The organism is Modestobacter sp. SYSU DS0657 (assembly GCF_054050925.1).
Map to the genome: position 1 here is coordinate 1 of NZ_JBJHAG010000020.1, position 17407 is coordinate 17407.

11 protein-coding genes and 1 tRNA gene are annotated in these 17407 nt (G+C 73.4%); 2 read left to right on the forward strand and 10 right to left on the reverse strand.

Annotated elements, in window-relative coordinates:
• Positions 1–126 precede the first annotated feature (126 nt).
• Entirely contained in the window at positions 127–1467 is a 1341-nt protein-coding gene (locus ACI79A_RS13470; protein WP_457083927.1) for an ABC transporter substrate-binding protein, read from the reverse strand.
• 310 nt (positions 1468–1777) lie between these two features.
• Complete coding sequence (locus ACI79A_RS13475; protein WP_457083929.1) at positions 1778–2392, reverse strand: ANTAR domain-containing response regulator; 615 nt, start codon at positions 2390–2392, stop codon at positions 1778–1780.
• A 69-nt stretch (positions 2393–2461) separates the two neighbouring features.
• Here ACI79A_RS13475 and ACI79A_RS13480 point away from each other — a divergent pair.
• Together ACI79A_RS13480 and ACI79A_RS13485 are read left to right on the forward strand one after the other, a co-directional pair.
• A tRNA-Leu gene (locus ACI79A_RS13480) sits at positions 2462–2535 on the forward strand.
• A gap of 63 nt (positions 2536–2598) precedes the next feature.
• Positions 2599–4323, forward strand: coding sequence for a pyridoxal-dependent decarboxylase (locus ACI79A_RS13485; protein ID WP_457083931.1), 1725 nt, complete (start codon positions 2599–2601; stop codon positions 4321–4323).
• A gap of 18 nt (positions 4324–4341) precedes the next feature.
• Here ACI79A_RS13485 and ACI79A_RS13490 read toward each other — a convergent pair whose 3' ends face one another.
• The 8 genes from ACI79A_RS13490 to trpC all read right to left on the reverse strand — a co-directional run bounded on the left by ACI79A_RS13490 (position 4342) and on the right by trpC (position 17359).
• The gene (locus ACI79A_RS13490; protein ID WP_457083933.1) at positions 4342–5241 is read right to left on the reverse strand and encodes an acyl-CoA thioesterase; all 900 of its coding nucleotides are present in this window, start codon (positions 5239–5241) and stop codon (positions 4342–4344) included.
• Positions 5238–6653 (reverse strand): pyruvate kinase, encoded by a 1416-nt coding sequence (gene pyk, locus ACI79A_RS13495; RefSeq protein ID WP_457083935.1) that lies wholly within the window; start codon positions 6651–6653, stop codon positions 5238–5240. Before pyk ends, ACI79A_RS13490 begins: the two co-directional genes overlap by 4 nt.
• A gap of 94 nt (positions 6654–6747) precedes the next feature.
• Positions 6748–8235: a glutamate synthase subunit beta gene (locus ACI79A_RS13500; protein ID WP_457083937.1), complete on the reverse strand. Its 1488-nt coding sequence runs from the start codon at positions 8233–8235 to the stop codon at positions 6748–6750.
• Positions 8228–12901, reverse strand: coding sequence for a glutamate synthase large subunit (gene gltB, locus ACI79A_RS13505; RefSeq protein ID WP_457083939.1), 4674 nt, complete (start codon positions 12899–12901; stop codon positions 8228–8230). Before gltB ends, ACI79A_RS13500 begins: the two co-directional genes overlap by 8 nt.
• Before the next feature lie 395 nt (positions 12902–13296).
• Positions 13297–14334, reverse strand: a complete 1038-nt coding sequence (gene lgt / locus ACI79A_RS13510) for a prolipoprotein diacylglyceryl transferase (protein ID WP_457083941.1) — start codon at positions 14332–14334, stop codon at positions 13297–13299.
• Positions 14331–15131: a tryptophan synthase subunit alpha gene (gene trpA / locus ACI79A_RS13515; protein WP_457083944.1), complete on the reverse strand. Its 801-nt coding sequence runs from the start codon at positions 15129–15131 to the stop codon at positions 14331–14333. Before trpA ends, lgt begins: the two co-directional genes overlap by 4 nt.
• Complete coding sequence (gene trpB / locus ACI79A_RS13520) at positions 15128–16495, reverse strand: tryptophan synthase subunit beta (RefSeq protein ID WP_457083946.1); 1368 nt, start codon at positions 16493–16495, stop codon at positions 15128–15130. The genes trpA and trpB overlap by 4 nt, the downstream gene beginning before the upstream one ends.
• Before the next feature lie 54 nt (positions 16496–16549).
• On the reverse strand, positions 16550–17359 hold the full coding sequence (trpC, locus tag ACI79A_RS13525) for an indole-3-glycerol phosphate synthase TrpC (protein ID WP_457083948.1): 810 nt from the start codon (positions 17357–17359) through the stop codon (positions 16550–16552).
• Positions 17360–17407: the final 48 nt, after the last annotated feature.

Sequence of the window (17407 nt, forward strand, 5' to 3'; positions counted from 1 at the left end):
CCCCCCCCCCCCCCCCCCCCCCCCCCCCCCCCCCCCCCCCCCCCCCCCCCCCCCCCCCCCCCCCCCCCCCCCCCCCCCCCCCCCCCCCCCCCCCCCCCCCCCCCCCCCGCAGGTGGTGCGGAAGCGTCAGCCGCGGGCCGGGCCGATGCCCTGCGCGTTGAGGCCCTGGATGATCCGCGAGGACTCCTCGAACCCGATGACGACGATGGCGTCGGGGTTGAAGTCCACCATCTGCTGGACCTCGGAGTCGAAGTTCGCCGCCTGCGGGTCGTAGGTCAGGTAGCGGATGCTGTCCTCGGACAGGCCGCCGGCGATCAGGTTGTCCCGGGTGTTCTCGGCCAGGCCCGTGCCGTACGGGTCGTTGAGGGCGAGGATGCCGACGGTGTTGTTGCCGTCCTCGGCGATCAGGTCGGCGAGCGCGCGCGCCTGCAGCGTGTCCGGGGGCGCGGTGCGGAAGTACAGCCCGTTGTCGTCGTAGTCGGTGAACTGGTCGGAGGTGTTCGCCGGGGAGAACTGGACGACGCCGGCACCGGTGATGGTGTCGATGACCGTGAGGCTCACCCCGGAGGACGCCGCACCGATGATGGCGTTGACGTTGGACTGCAGCAGCCGGTCGACCGTCTGGGTGGCGGTGTCGGTCGAGGCGTCACCGGAGTCACCCTCGATGAGCTGGACGGGCTGGCCCAGCACACCGCCGGCCTCGTTGATCTCGTTGATCGCCAGCTGGGCGCCGGCGACCTCCGGCGGGCCGAGGAAGGCGAGGTTGCCGGTGAGCGGCAGCAGCGTGCCGATGACCAGCGGGTCACCCGTGGCGCCCGGCGGGGCGTAGGCCGGACCCTCGTCGCTGGCGGCGTTCGCCTCGTCACCGGCGATCACGAACTGGGTGGCGTCGTTGTCGATCGTGTTGTCGTCGCCGAACTGCTGCAGCCCGAAGCTGGCCTGGGCCGGCTCGCCGGGTTCGGCGAAGCTCAGCGGACCGCTGACACCGTCGTAGTCGACGTTGCCGCCGGCGTTGATGATCTCCAGGCAGGCCGCGTAGGACTCGCAGGTCTCGCCGCCGAAGGTCAGACCGTTGATGTAGGGGGCGAACTCCGTCGCCTGGTTCGTACCGGCAGCCTGGGCCGCGAGCGCGGTCAGGACGACCGCGTCGTAGGTCTCTCCGGCGTAGTTGAACGTCGTCCCCAGGTCGGGGTCGACGGCCAGCAGGCGGTCCTGGAAGTCGCCGGAGAGCTGCGTCAGCGGCAGCGTGCCCTTCATGCCGGCCAGGGCACCCTGCTCGGAGAAGTCCTCCCCGAGCGGGTCGCCCATGTTGCCGTCGGTGCCGTAGACGTTGACCTGCTTCTCGCCGCTCGCGTCGCCACCGCCGCTGCCGGAGCCGCCGCCGTCGTCGCCGCCGCCACAGGCGGTCAGCGCGAGCAGGGCGGCACCGGACAGGGCGACCGCGCGAGCGGTGGTGCGGGTGCGCATCAAGGAACTCCCAGTGGGGTGCGTGCGTGGGCGCCGGACCCGGAGGGCCGGTCAGCCCACCGACCGGCCGGTCAGTGCGGAGAACCTAACCGCCGCGCCGACGGCCACCAGCCCTGCTCAGTGCACCGTGATGACGTTGTGACCTGGACGACTCGGTCGTGCCACATGGTGAGACACGCCGACACACGGGCGACACGCAGGTGGCACGCGACACATCCAGGACGTGACCACGGTCACCGGCAGGGGAACCGCGACGGCCGCCGGTCCGCGGGTCGCGGAGCCGACGGCCGTGGGAGGCGCGCAACGGCACTCAGGTGGTGGTCTGCCCCCCGGCCGGGGCGGCGTCACCGACCTCGGTGGCCATGATCGCCTCCGCCAGGGCGCGCATCGAGGTGCGCTCGTTCATCGCCGTGCGCTGGATCCACCGGAAGGCCTCCGCCTCGGTCATCCCGCGCTCGGTCATGAGCCGGCCCTTCGCCTTCTCGATGACCTTGCGGGCCTCCAGCCGCTCCTTGAGGTCGGCGACCTCGGCGTCCAGCGCGTGCATCTCCTGGAACCGGCCGACGGCGACCTCGATGGCCGGGACCAGGTCGTTCTTGGAGAACGGCTTCACCAGGTAGGCCATGGCGCCGGCGTCACGCGCGCGCTCGACCAGCTCGCGCTGGCTGAAGGCGGTGAGCACGATGACCGGCGCGATGCGGGCGCTGGCGATCTGCTCGGCGGCGGCGATCCCGTCGAGCACCGGCATCTGCACGTCGAGGACGACGAGGTCGGGGCGCAGCTGCTCGGCCTGCTCGACCGCGGCCTGCCCGTCGCCGACCTCGGCGACGACGACGTACCCCTCCTCTTCGAGCATCTCCTTGAGGTCGAGGCGGATCAGCGCCTCGTCCTCGGCGATGAGGACCCGGGTCGGCTCGTTGCTCACGGAGATCATCCTATCGACCGCAGACGCGGATCCCGCGCCGGATAGGCTGCGGGCCACCCAGTCGAGTTGGCCCCCGTACCCCAATCGGCAGAGGGAGCGGATTCAAAACCCGCGCAGTGTGCGTTCGAGTCGCACCGGGGGCACGAGCACCATCCCGTGGGCGGGGCACCCACCGACGTCCGGCGACCGCGCCTTAGGTTGGCCTCGTGACCGGCCACATGACCCCCGAGCAGTTCCGCCAGCACGGCCACGAGGTGGTCGACTGGATCGCCGACTACTGGGCCCGGCTGCAGGACGACCCGACGTCGCTGCCCGTCCGGTCGCAGGTCTCCCCCGGCGACGTCCGCGCCTCTCTTCCCCCGCAGGCGCCCGAGCAGGGCGAGCCGTTCGCCGCGGTGCTGGCCGACCTGGACCGCGTGGTCGTCCCCGGGCTGACCCACTGGCAGCACCCCGGCTTCTTCGGCTACTTCCCCGCCAACACCTCCGGGCCCTCCGTGCTGGGCGACCTGGTGAGCGCCGGCCTGGGCGTGCAGGGCATGTCCTGGGTGACCAGCCCGGCCGCCACCGAGCTCGAGCAGCACGTCATGGACTGGCTGGCCGACCTCCTCGGGATGCCCGGGTCCTTCCGCTCCACCGGCACCGGCGGCGGCGTCGTCCAGGACTCCAGCTCCGGGGCGAACCTGGTGGCCCTGCTCGCCGCCCTGCACCGGGCCAGCAAGGGCGCCACGCTGCGCCACGGCGTGCTCCCCGAGGAGTACACCGTCTACGTCTCCGCGCAGACCCACAGCTCCATGGAGAAGGCCGTGCGCATCGCCGGCCTCGGCACCGAGGCGATCCGCATCGTGGAGGTGGACGAGGAGCTGGCCATGCGCCCCGGGGCGCTCGCCGCGCGACTGGAGCGGGACGTCGCCCGCGGGTTCACCCCCGTGCTGGTCTGCGCCACCGTGGGCACGACGTCGACGACGGCGATCGACCCGCTGGCCGAGATCGGGCCGGTCTGCCAGCGGTTCGGCGTGTGGCTGCACGTCGACGCCGCCTACGCCGGGGTCAGCGCGGTCGCCCCCGAGCTGCGCGCGCTGCAGGCCGGGGTGGAGTGGGCCGACAGCTACACCACCGACGCGCACAAGTGGCTGCTCACCGGCTTCGACGCCACCCTGTTCTGGGTGGCCGACCGGGCGGCGCTCACCGGCGCCCTGTCGATCCTGCCGGAGTACCTGCGCAACGCGGCCACCGACACCGGCGCCGTCGTCGACTACCGCGACTGGCAGATCGAGCTGGGCCGCCGGTTCCGCGCCCTGAAGCTGTGGTTCGTGCTGCGCTGGTACGGCGCGGAGGGGCTGCGCGAACACGTCCGCGGGCACGTCGCCATGGCCCAGGAGCTGGCGGGCTGGGCCGAGGCCGACGACCGGTTCGACGTCGTCGCCCCGCACCCGCTGGCACTGGTGTGCCTGCGCCCCCGCTGGGCCGACGGCGTGGACGCCGACGTCGCCACCATGACGCTGCTGGAGCGGCTCAACGACGGCGGCGAGGTCTTCCTCACCCACACGACCGTGGCCGGCGCTGCGGTGTTGCGGGTGGCGATCGGGGCACCGGCGACCAACCGGCAGCACGTCGAGCGGGTCTGGGCGCTGCTCACCGAGGGGCACGACTGGCTGGCGAACGACTTCGCCGAGCAGGCGCGGGAGCGGCAGGACGCCGAACGGCGGGAGCGCGAGGAGGCGGAGCGCCGGGCGGCCGCCGAGCGCGAGGAGGCCGCCCGCCGAGCGGCGGCCGAGCAGGCAGCGGCCGAGCAGGCAACGGCCGAGCAGGCAACGGCCGAGCAGGCAGCGGGCGAGCCGACGCCGGTGGTCGAGACGCCCGCCGCCGGGGACGAGACCACCGAGCAGGCGGCCGCACAGGCCGATCTGGACGGCGGGTCCACCCGGGACTGAGCGACGCCGAGGAGGGGTTCAGCCGAGCGAGCGGATGAGCCCCTCCTGGGCGACGGTCGCCACGTGCGTGCCGTCGGCGGACCAGATCTGCCCGAAGCACAACGCGCGACCACTGGCCGCGGCCGGGCTGTCGGTCTCGTAGAGGAACCACTCGTCGGCCCGCGCAGGCCGGTGGAACCACACCGCGTGGTCCAGGCTCGCGCCGACGATCGACCCGCCCCAGCCGCCACCGATGCGCGCCAGCCCGGCGGAGAGCAGCGTCAGGTCGCTGACGAAGGTCAGCGCGGCGGCGTGCACGTTGTCGTCGTCCGGCAGCCGCCCGGTGACCCGGAACCACGCCCGGAACGCGGTGTCGCCCGACGTCCGCGGCTCGGGGTCGTACGGGTCGCGGAGGTAGCGGGAGTCGACCGCCCGGTTCAGCGCCCGGGCGCCCTCGGCCCGGTCGGGGTGGGCGGCGAGCACCTCGGGCAGCCCGGGCAGGCCGTCGGGGCCGGGCACCTCGGGCATCGGGAGCGAGTGCTCGACCACCGCGCGCTCCCCCGCGGTGAAGTCGGCGGTCAGCGCGAAGATGGCCACGTCCTCGCCCCTGCGGGTCTGCCGGGCCACCACCCGCCGGGTGCTGAACGACCGGCCCTCCCGGATCCGGTCCACCTCGTAGCGGATCTCCTCCTGCGGGTCGCCCGGCCGGAGGAAGTACGAGTGCAGGGAGTGCACCGGCCGCTCGGCCGGCACCGTGGCGTTCGCCGCGGCGAGCGCCTGGGCGGCCACCTGGCCGCCGAAGATCCGCTGCAGCGGCGTCGTCGGGGTGGTGCCGACGAACAGGTCCGGGGCCCGCTCCTCCAGGTCGAGGACGACCATGAGCTCGGCCGCCGGCGTCGGGGCCGGTCCCTCCCCCGACGACGTCGCTGCTGCGGTCACGCCTGCGTTCCCACCTCGTGCACCCGGACGAGGTTGGTCGTGCCGGCGGTGTTCGGCGGGGAGCCGGCCACCACGACGACCTGGTCGCCCTCGCGGAGCCGGCCGATGGAGAGCAGCGAGAAGTCGACCTGGGCGACCATGTCGTCGGTGTGCTCGACCTGGGGCACGATGAAGGTCTCCACGCCCCACGACAGCGCCAGCCGGCTGCGCACCCGCGGGTCGTTGGTGAAGGCGAGGATCGGCAGCCGGGTCTTCAGCGCCGCCAGCCGCTGGGCGCTGCGGCCGGTGGAGGTGAAGGCCGCCAGCGCGGCCACGTCCAGCGCCTCGCCGACGTCCTTCGCCGCCCGCACCATCGCGCCTGGGCGCGAGTGCGAGGCCTTGAGCAGCTGAGGGGCGAGGATCTCGTCGACCTCGACCGCGGCGATGATGCGGTCCATCGTCCGGACGGCCGCGATCGGGTGCTTGCCCACGGAGGTCTCCCCGGACAGCATCACCGCGTCGGCGCCGTCGAGGACGGCGTTGGCGACGTCGGAGGCCTCGGCCCGGGTGGGCCGGGAGTTCTCGATCATCGACTCGAGCATCTGCGTGGCCACGATGACCGGCTTGTTGCGCTCGCGGGCGGCCTGCACGGCCCGCTTCTGCACCAGCGGCACCTGCTCCAGCGGCAGCTCCACACCGAGGTCACCGCGGGCGACCATGATGCCGTCGAACGCGTCGCAGATCGCCTCGAGGTTCTCGACCGCCTCGGGCTTCTCCAGCTTGGCGATGACCGGGGCGAACACGTCCTCCTGGGCCATCACCTCGCGGACCAGCTCGACGTCCCGGGGCGACCGGACGAAGGACAGGGCGATGAAGTCGACCCCCAGGGAGAGGGCGAAGCGCAGGTCCTCCTCGTCCTTGTCCGACATGGCCGGGACGCTGACGGCGACGCCGGGCAGGGACAGGCCCTTGTTGTTGGAGACCGGACCGCCCTCGAGGACCAGGCACCACACGTCCGGGCCGTCGACCTCGGCCACGGTCAGGGCGAGCTTGCCGTCGTCGACCAGCAGGCGGTCACCGACGCGGACGTCGTTGGCCAAATCCTTGTAGGTGGTCGAGACCCGCTCGGCGGTGCCCTCGACGTCCTCGACGGTGATGCAGACCCGGGCACCGGTGGGCCACTCGACCTTGCCCTCGGTGAAGGTGCCCAGCCGGATCTTCGGGCCCTGCAGGTCGGCGAGGACCGCGACGGCGCGGCCGACCTTGTTCGAGGCCTCCCGGACCAGGCGGTAGGCCTGCTCGTGGTCGGCGTGCTTGCCGTGGCTGAAGTTGAGCCGGGCGACGTCCATCCCGGACTCGACGAGGGCGGTGACCTGCTCCGGGGTGCCGGTCGCCGGCCCCAACGTGCAGACGATCTTGGCGCGGCGAGACATGCCCCTGAAACTAGTCGACCCCCCGGGGGGACACGCCGGACGGGTCGGCCGTGTCCCCCCGGGGGGTCGCAGTCGTCTGGGACGTCTGCGCAGGTCAGCGCAGCGGAACCGCCGTCGGCGTGACCGGGCGGGGCAGCATCGAGGCGCCGGTCAGCCAGGTGTCGACGGCGGCCGCGGCGGCCCGCCCCTCGGCGATCGCCCACACGATGAGCGACTGACCGCGGCCCATGTCACCGGCGACGAAGACGCCCGGTGCCGTGGACATGTAGTCGTCGTCGCGGGCGACCGCGCCCTTCTCGGTGACCGCGCAGCCCAGCTGCTCCACCAGCCCGGCGGTCTGCGGGCCGGTGTAACCGAGCGCCAGCAGCACCAGGTCGGCCGGGAGCACCCGCGTGGTGCCCTCGACGGTCTCCCGGCGGCCGTTGACCAACCGGACGTCGGAGACCTGGACGCCGGCGACCCGGCCGTCGTCACCGGCGACGAACCCCTCGGTGTTGACGGCGAACAGCCGCTCGCCGCCCTCCTCGTGGGCCGGTGAGACCCGCAGGATCATCTCGTAGGTCGGCCACGGGTTGTCCTGCGGCCGGGTGCCGGGCGGGGCCGGCTTGTAGTCCAGCTGCGCCACCGACGCCGCGCCCTGCCGGTGCGCGGTGCCCAGGCAGTCCGCGCCGGTGTCACCGCCACCGATGATCACCACGTGCTTGCCGTGGGCGTCGATCGCCGGGTGCTCGAGCTCGCCGAGCGCCTGCCGGTTGCCGTCGGGCAGGTACTCCATGGCGAAGTGCACGCCGGGCAGCTCCCGGCCGGGCAGCGGCAGGTCGCGGGCCACCGGGGTGCCGATCGCCAGCACGACCGCGTCGAAGTCCGACCGCAGCTGCTCCACCGTCACGTCATCGGGGCCCTCGCCGCCGACGTCGACCCCGACGACGAACCGGGTGCCCTCGGCGCGCATCTGGTCCAGCCGCCGGTCCAGGTGACGCTTCTCCATCTTGAACTCGGGGATGCCGTAGCGGATCAGCCCGCCCACCCGGTCGTCGCGCTCGAAGACGGTGACCTCGTGCCCGGCCCGGGTCAGCTGCTGGGCGGCGGCGAGCCCCGCCGGCCCCGACCCGACGACGGCGACCTTCTTGCCGGTCAGCTCCGCCGGCGGCTGCGGGGTGACCCAGCCGTTGACGAACGCCTGGTCGATGATCTCCCACTCGATCTGCTTGATCGTGACCGGTGAGTTCTCCAGGTTGAGCACGCAGGCGGCCTCGCACGGCGCCGGGCACAGCTTCCCGGTGAACTCCGGGAAGTTGTTCGTGGCGTGCAGCCGCTCGATCGCCTCCTGCCAGTCGTCCCGGCGGGCGAGGTCGTTCCACTCCGGGATGAGGTTGCCCAGCGGGCAGCCGTGGTGGCAGAAGGGGATGCCGCAGTCCATGCAGCGCGCCGCCTGCTCGCGCAGTGCGGCCACGGGGAAGACGGCGTCCTCACCGGTGTCCCGGTTGAGGTACACCTCCTTCCAGTCCAGCAGCCGCAGGTCGACCGGCCGTCGCGGCGGCAGCTGCCGGTCGTACTTCAGGAAACCCGTCTGATCAACCACGTGCGGCCTCCATCACAGCTCGGTCCACGTCGTACCCGGCGGCCTCGGCGGCCCGCCGGGCCTCCATCGCGCGCCGGTAGTCACGCGGCATGATCACGCTGAACCGCTCGGACCACCGGCCCCAGTCGGCGAGCAGGGCGGCGGCCACCGTGGAGTCGGTCGCCTCCCGGTAGCGGGTGAGGACGTCGCGCAGCCACAGCGAGCTCTCGCCGTCCAGCTGCTCGACCTCCACCATCTCCGGGTTCACCCGGTGCCGGGCGAGATCGAGCACGTAGCCGATCCCGCCGGACATGCCGGCGGCGATGTTGCGGCCGGTGGGGCCCAGGATGATCGCCGACCCACCGGTCATGTACTCCAGCGCGTGGTCGCCCACGCCCTCGACGACGGCCAGCGCACCGGAGTTGCGCACGCAGAACCGCTCGCCGACCCGGCCGCGGAGGAACAGCTCCCCCTGGGTCGCGCCGTAGCCGATGACGTTGCCGGCGATGACGTTGTCCTCGGCGGCGAACGCGGACTCCGGCGCGGGGCGCACCACGATCCGCCCCCCGGACAGGCCCTTGCCGACGTAGTCGTTGGCGTCGCCGAGCAGCGTCATCGTGATGCCCGGGGGCAGGAACGCGCCGAACGACTGGCCCGCCGACCCGGTGAAGGTCAGGTCGATCGTGCCGTCGGGCAGCCCCGCGCCACCGAACCGGCGGGTCACCATCGACCCGAGCATCGTGCCGACGGTGCGGTTGACGTTGCGGACCGGCAGCTCCAGGTGCACCGGGCGGGCATCGAGCAGCGCACCCTCGCACAGCTGGATCAGCGTCTGGTCCAGCGCGACGTCGAGGCCGTGGTCCTGGGTGGCCACCTGCCGGCGGGCCGCCCCTGCGGGCAGCTCCGGGACGGCGAGGATCGGGGACAGGTCGACCCCGGCGGCCTTCCAGTGGTCGACCGCCGGCGCGACCTCGAGCAGCTCGGCGTGACCGACCGCCTCGTCGAGGGAGCGGAAGCCCAGCTGCGCCAGGTGCTCGCGCACCTGCTCGGCGATGAACTCGAAGAAGGTGACCACGAACTCCGGCTTGCCGGTGAACCGCTTGCGCAGCTCGGGGTTCTGCGTGGCCACGCCCACCGGGCAGGTGTCCAGGTGGCAGACGCGCATCATCACGCAGCCCTCGACCACCAGCGGGGCGGTGGCGAAGCCGAACTCCTCCGCGCCCAGCAGCGCCGCCACGATCACGTCGCGACCGGTCTTCATCTGGCCGTCGACCTGCACCACGATCCGGTCGCGCAGTCCGTTGGCCAGCAGCGTCTGCTGGGTCTCGGCCAGGCCGATCTCCCACGGGGTGCCCGCGTGCTTGAGCGAGGTCAGCGGCGCGGCACCCGTGCCGCCGTCGTGCCCGGAGACCAGGACGACGTCGGCCTTGGCCTTCGCCACCCCGGCCGCCACGGTGCCGATGCCGGTCTCGGAGACCAGCTTGACGTGGATCCGCGCCTCGTTGTTGGCGTTCTTGAGGTCGTGGATGAGCTGCTTGAGGTCCTCGATCGAGTAGATGTCGTGGTGCGGCGGCGGGCTGATCAGCCCCACGCCCGGCGTGGAGTGCCGGGTGCGCGCCACCCACGGGTAGACCTTGCTGCCGGGCAGCTGGCCACCCTCGCCCGGCTTGGCGCCCTGGGCCATCTTGATCTGGATGTCGTCGGCGTTGACCAGGTACTCGCTGGTCACCCCGAACCGCCCGCTGGCCACCTGCTTGATGGAGCTGCGGCGCAGGTCGCCGTCGGGGTCGGGGGTGAAGCGGTCGGGGTCCTCCCCGCCCTCCCCGGTGTTGGAGCGCCCGCCGAGCCGGTTCATCGCGATCGCCAGCGTCTCGTGCGCCTCGGCCGAGATGGAGCCGTAGCTCATCGCCCCGGTCTGGAAGCGCTTGACGATCTCGCTGACCGGCTCGACCTCCTCCAGCGGCACCGCCGGGCGGTCCGCCGTCTTGAGCCGGAACAGCCCGCGCAGGGTCGCTGCCTCGGCCGACAGGCCGTCCACGGTGTCGGCGTACCGCTGGAAGACCTCGTACTGCCGGGAGCGGGTGGCGTGCTGGAGCAGGAACACCGTCTCGGGGTTGAACAGGTGCACCTCGCCCTCGCGGCGCCACTGGTACTCCCCGCCGGTCTCCAGGCGCCGGTGGGCGCGCTCGGTCGGGTTGCTCGGGTAGGCCTTCCGGTGGCGCATCGCCACCTCCTCGGCGAGCACGTCGAGCCCGACGCCGTCGAGGGTGGCCGAGGTGCCGGTGAAGTACTCGTCGACGAGGGCCTTGGACAGGCCGACGGTCTCGAAGATCTGCGCCATGGTGTACGAGCCGACGGTGCTGATGCCCATCTTGCTCATCACCTTGAGCACGCCCTTGCCCATGGCCTTGACCACGTTGCGCACGGCCTGCGCGGGCTCGATGCCGGTGAGCTGACCGGAGCGGATCAGGTCCTCGACGCTCTCGAAGGCCAGGTAGGGGTTGACCGCGGCCGCGCCGTAGCCCAGGAGCAGGGCGACGTGGTGCACCTCGCGGCAGTCACCGGACTCGACGACCAGTCCGACCTCCATCCGGGTGCGCTCGCGCACCAGGTGGTGGTGGACGGCGGCCGTCATCAGCAGCGACGGGATCGGCGCGCGGTTCTCGTCGCAGTCGCGGTCGGAGAGCACGATGACCCGGGCGCCGGCGGCGATCGCCTTGCTCACCTTGGTGCGCAGCTCGGTGATCGCCTGGGCCAGCGCCGTGCCGCCGCCGTTGACGTCGAAGTGACCGGTGATCCGCACCGCGGCGAACCCGGGCAGGTCGCCGTCGTCGTCGATGTGCAGGATCTTGGCGAGCTCGTCGTTGTCGATCACCGGGAACGGCAGGAACACCTGCCGGCAGGACGCCGGGGTCGCCGCGAGCAGGTTCTGCTCGGGGCCGAAGGTGCGCCCGAGGCTGGTGACCAGCTCCTCGCGGATCGCGTCCAGCGGCGGGTTGGTGACCTGCGCGAACAGCTGGGTGAAGTAGTCGAACAGCGAGCGCGAGCGGTCCGACAGCGAGGCGATCGGCGTGTCGGTGCCCATCGAGCCGATCGGCTCGGCGCCGCTGGCGGCCATCGGCTGCACCAGGATCCGCAGCTCCTCCTCGGTGTAGCCGAAGAGCAGCTGACGGCGGACGACCGACTCGTGGCTGGGCCGGGCACGACGGCGCTCGGGCAGCTGGGGCAGGTGGACCAGGCCGGCGTGCAGCCAGTCGTCGTAGGGCTGCTCGCTCGCCAGCGCGCCCTTCACCTCCTCGTCGGAGACGATCCGGCCCACGGCGGTGTCGACCAGGAACATCCGGCCCGGCTGCAGCCGGCCCTTGGCGACGACCTCCGAGGCCGGGATGTCCAGCACACCGGCCTCGCTGGCCAGCACGACCAGGTCGTCCTTGGTCCGCCACCAGCGGCCCGGGCGCAGGCCGTTGCGGTCGAGCACCGCCCCGATGAGCGTGCCGTCGGTGAAGGCCACGCAGGCCGGCCCGTCCCAGGGCTCCATGATCGAGGAGTGGAAGCGGTAGAACGCCCGGCGGGCCGCGTCCATCTCGGCGTGGTTCTCCCACGCCTCGGGGATCATCATCAGCACCGCGTGCGGCAGCGAGCGGCCGGACAGGTGCAGCAGCTCGAGCACCTCGTCGAAGGTCGCCGAGTCGCTGAAGTCGCTGGCCGTGACCGGGAAGATCCGCTCCAGGCCGAGCTCGCTGGCCGGGCCGGCCGGGCCGTCGAACAGCTCGGTCTCCAGCTTGGCCTCGCGGGCGCGCATCCGGTTGCGGTTGCCCTTGATCGTGTTGATCTCACCGTTGTGCGCGATGAAGCGGAACGGGTGGGCCAGCGGCCAGCTCGGGAAGGTGTTGGTGGAGAACCGGCTGTGCACCAGGGCGATCGCCGACTCGTAGCGGTCGTCGCGCAGATCGGGGAAGAAGGCCGGCAGTTGGTCGGTGGTCAGCATCCCCTTGTAGGTGATGGTGCGCGCCGACAGCGAGGCGATGTAGCAGTTGGTGCCGGCGTCCCGGGCGGCCCGCTCGATCCGCTTGCGCAGCACGAACGAGCGCCGCTCCAGCCGGGTGACCCCGTGCGGGGCGGCCGTGCCGCCGAAGGCCTGGGCGTCGGCCCGCGCGCCGATCGTCTCGGCGACGAACAGCTGCGCGAAGTACGGCATGACCCGCCGCGCGGTGGGGCCGAGGTCGGCGCCGTCGGGGTCGACCGGCAGCTCGCGCCAGCCCAGGACGGTCAGCCCCTCCTCCGCGGCGAGCGCGGCTACCCCGTCGACGACGGTGGCCCGCTCGGCCTCGTCGGCGGGGAGGAAGGCGATGCCGACCGCGTACTCCCCCAGCGGCGGGAGGTCGAAGTCGACGCTGGCGCGCAGCAGCGCGTCGGGCACCTGGGTGAGGATGCCGGCGCCGTCACCGGAGTTCGGCTCGGAGCCCGCGGCGCCGCGGTGGTCGAGGTTGTGCAGGGCGGTCAGCCCGGCGGCCACGATCGACCGGGACCGGCGACCGCGGGCGTCGGCCACGAAGGCCACGCCGCACGCGTCGTGCTCACGCGCCGGGTCGTAGAGACCGGTGGCGGCGGGGAGCGCCGAGAAGGCCACCGGGGCCGTCGGGGCATCGGTGCCGGCGGTGGTGCTGGGGGCGGCGAGGTCAGACATGTCACTCCCGTCGTCGGCTGGCCGCGGCGCCCGGCCGGCGGAGCCGGTCCCGGACGCGGTGCGGGGGGTCGCGAGGACCCCGCCGGGTGGTCAGAGCGGGTGGGTGGTGCGGGGAGGAGCGATGCAGGGGGGACCGGAGCGGTCCGACGTGTGGGGCCGACAGGCCGGGTGGACTCGGTTCGTCCGGACGGCCTGCGGACCCGCGGTCCCCGCGGGCGGGTGTCCGCGGAGAGGTCGTGTGCGGGGCAGCGCTGGCCCGGTTCCGACGTCGCCGGCCGGCCCAGGATCACTGGTCGGCCGACAAGGAGCGTACACAGCGACGTCACCTGCGGGACATGTCGATCTGATGTCGCACATCTCTCTTCCGGCGACGCCGACGAGCTCGGCCAGACCGGTCAGCCGGGTGCCCCGCCCCGGGTCTCGTCCCCGCCGGCCCGGGTGGCCGTGGAGCCGGTCCCGGCTGCCGGCGGGGGGCTCCCCCCCGCCGGGTCGCCGGTGGGCGCGGAGGCGCTGTCGGCGGCCGGGGCGCCGGCGCCCGCCCCGGTCGTACCGGCGGCCGGGGCGCCGTCGGCGGCAGCGCGGGCGTCCCGGCCGCGGGTGATCACCTCGCGGGGGCGACCGCGCTGCCAGACCAGGTAGGCCACCGCGAGCAGGCCGACGATGATCGAGGTGAAGACGTTGAGCCGCAGCCCGAAGAACTGCTCGGCGGTGTCGATCCGGAGCATCTCGATCCACAGCCGGCCGGCGCAGTAGGCGGCGACGTAGAGGGCGAAGGCCCGGCCGTGGGAGAGCCGGAACCGCCGGTCGGCCCAGACCACCAGCACTGCGACGCCGAGGTTCCACAGCAGCTCGTAGAGGAAGGTCGGGTGGAAGGTGCCCAGCACCTGCGCCTGGCCGTCGGGCCCGGTGATCGCGCGGCCGGCCGAGGCGTCCCAGCGGTGGATGGTCAGCGCCCACGGCAGGTCGGTGGCCCGTCCGTAGAGCTCGTTGTTGAACCAGTTGCCCAGCCGGCCCACGGCCTGGGCGACGACGATGCCGGGCGCGATCGCGTCGGCGTAGGCAGGCAGCGGGATGCCCCGCCGGCGGCAGGCGATCCAGGCGCCGACGCCGCCGAGGGCGATGGCTCCCCAGATGCCCAGGCCGCCCTCCCAGATGGCCAGCGCGCGCAGCGGGTCACCGTTCTCGCCGAAGTAGGGCTGCGGCGTGGTGAGCACGTGGTAGATGCGGCCGCCGATGATGCCGAACGGCACCGCCCAGACGGAGATGTCCAGGACGTCACCGGGAGCACCACCGCGGGCGACCCAGCGCTTCTCGGCGATCAGGACGGCCAGCACGATGCCGGCGATGATCGCCAGCGCGTAGGCGCGCAGCGGGAAGGGCCCGACCTCCCAGACGGCCTGGGTCGGGCTGGGGATCGCCGCGAGCACGTTCACGAGAGCACCACCGGACGGCGGCGCACACCCTCGGCCAGGTCCTGCGACAGCCGCCGGACGCCGTCGGGGCCGCGGCCCTCGATCAGCTCACGGACGTAGGCGGACCCGACGATGACGCCGTCGGCGAAGCCGGCGACCTCCGCGGCCTGGTCGGCGTCGGAGACGCCGAGGCCCAGGCAGACCGGCAGCTCGGCGACCTCGCGGGTGCGGGCGACCAGCCGTTCGGCGGCGTCGCCCACCGTCGCCCGGGTGCCGGTCACGCCCATCGTGGAGGCGGCGTAGACGAACCCGCGGGAGGCTGCGGCCGTGGCCGCCAGCCGGGCGTCGGTGGACGACGGCGCCACCAGGAACACCCGGTCCAGCCCGGTGCGGTCGGTGGCGGCGATCCACGCAGCGGCCTCGTCGGGGATCAGGTCGGGGGTGATCGCCCCGGCTCCCCCGGCGGCGGCCAGGTCGTCGGCGAACCGGTCGACGCCGTAGCGCTCGATCGGGTTCCAGTAGCTCATCACGACCGGCACCGCACCGGCGTCGACCACCGCCCGCACGGCGCGGAGCACGTCGGCCATCCCCACCCCGGCCCGGACGGCGACGTCCACGGCCTGCTGGATGACCGGCCCGTCCATGCCCGGGTCGGAGTAGGGGACGCCGATCTCGACGATGTCCGCCCCGCCCTCGACCGCGGCCACCATCGCCTCGATCGAGCCGTCGACGTCGGGGTAGCCGACCGGCAGGTAGGCGATCAGCGCCGCGCGCGACTCGGCGCGGGCGGCGGTGATCCGGGTCGCGAGCAGACTCATGCCTGCTCCCCCGCCCGCTCCGCGGGAACGGCCTCGCCGTTTGCCACGGCACCCTCGGTGGGCTGCTGGTCGGTGTCCATCCCGGGGCCGGGGTCGACCTCCTCGCCGTCGCCGAGCCCGAACCAGGTCGAGGCGGTCTCCACGTCCTTGTCCCCGCGGCCGGAGAGGTTGACCAGCAGCACGGCGTCCGATCCCAGCTCGCGGCCGACCTGCATCGCCCCGGCCAGCGCGTGCGCCGACTCGATCGCCGGGATGATCCCCTCGGTGCGGCACAGCAGCGCGAAGGCCTCCATCGCCTGCGCGTCGGTGACCGGCCGGTACTCGGCCCGCCCGATGTCGTGCAGGTAGGAGTGCTCCGGCCCGACGCCGGGGTAGTCCAGGCCGGCCGAGATGGAGTGCGACTCGATGGTCTGCCCGTTCTCGTCCTGCAGCAGGTAGCTGCGGGCGCCGTGCAGCACCCCGGGGTCGCCCCCGGTGATCGACGAGGCGTGCCGCCCGGTCTCCACGCCGTCGCCACCGGCCTCCAGGCCGATCAGCCGGACGCCCTCGTCGGGCACGAACGCGGTGAAGATGCCGATCGCGTTGGAGCCGCCGCCGACGCAGGCGAGCACCGCGTCGGGCAGCCGGCCCAGCCGGTCGAGCAGCTGCCCGCGCGCCTCGTCGCCGATGACCCGCTGGAAGTCGCGGACCATCGCCGGGAAGGGGTGCGGGCCGGCGACGGTGCCGAACACGTAGTTGGTGGTCTCCACGTTGGTGACCCAGTCGCGGAACGCCTCGTTGATGGCGTCCTTGAGGGTGCGCGAGCCGGTGGTGACCGGGACGACCTCGGCGCCGAGCAGCCGCATCCGGGCGACGTTCAGCGCCTGGCGCCGGGTGTCCTCCTCGCCCATGTAGATGGTGCAGGACAGCCCCATCAACGCCGCGGCGGTGGCGGTGGCGACGCCGTGCTGGCCGGCGCCGGTCTCGGCGATGACCCGGGTCTTGCCGATCCGCTTGGTCAGCAGCGCCTGACCCAGCACGTTGTTGATCTTGTGCGAGCCGGTGTGGTTGAGGTCCTCGCGCTTGAGCAGCACGGTGGCGCCGCCGCAGTGCTCGGCGAACCTCGGGACGGCGGTGATCGGGCTGGGCCGGCCGGTGTAGTCGCGCTGCAGCTCGGCGAACTCGGTGAGGAACGCGGGGTCGACCCGCATCGCCTCGTAGGCCTCGGTGAGCTCGTCGAGGGCGGCGATCAGCGCCTCGGGGACGAAGCGGCCGCCGTAGGGGCCGAAATGCCCGGTCGCGTCCGGCCACTCCGGACGCGCCGCATCATCGCGGGAACTGGCGTCGAGGACGTCAGGGGCCGGAGGGTGCGCGGAGAGGGTCACGTACCCAGCTTGACACGGCTGACACGGGAAGCGGGCGGGGGTCCCCGGATGGGTTCAGCGGGTCGTGCGCGGGGTGGCCGGGTGCGAACCGGCGGTGACCAGATCGGCGACGGCCTGCCGCGGGTCGCCCGCGGTGACCAGGCCCTCGCCGACGAGCACCGCGTCGGCGCCGGCCCCGGCGTAGCTGATCAGGTCGTGCGGCCCGCGGACGCCGGACTCGGCGATCTTGACCACCTCGCTGGGCAGCCCGGGGGCGATCCGCTCGAAGGTGGAGCGGTCGACCGACAGCGTGGTCAGGTCGCGGGCGTTCACCCCGATCACCGACGCGCCGGCGGCGAGCGCCCGGTCGGCCTCGGCCTCGCTGTGCACCTCGACCAGCGCCGTCATGCCGAGCGACTCGATCCGCTCCAGCAGCCCGGTGAGCACCGGCTGCTCGAGCGCGGCCACGATCAGCAGGACCAGGTCGGCACCGTGGGCGCGGGCCTCGTGCACCTGGTAGCTGCTCACCACGAAGTCCTTGTTCAGCACCGGGACGTCGACGGCGGCGCGGACGGCGGCCAGGTCGGCGTGCGAGCCGCCGAACCGGCGCCCCTCGGTGAGCACGCTGATCACCCGGGCACCACCGGCGGCGTACTGCGCGGCCAGCGCGGCCGGGTCGGTGATCGCAGCGAGGTCGCCCTTGCTCGGGCTGCGGCGCTTGACCTCGGCGATCACCCCGACCCCCGGCGCGCGCAGCGCGGCGAGGGCGTCCAGCGCCGGGCGGGCGTCGCGGGCAGCGGCCTGCACCTCCGGGAGCGGCACCGCGGCCTGCCGCGCGGCGACGTCCTCACGGACGCCCGCCACGATGTCGTCGAGGACGCTCATGACCCCTCCTCGCAACCCCACATCATGTGCCACCGGATCGGCTCCCAC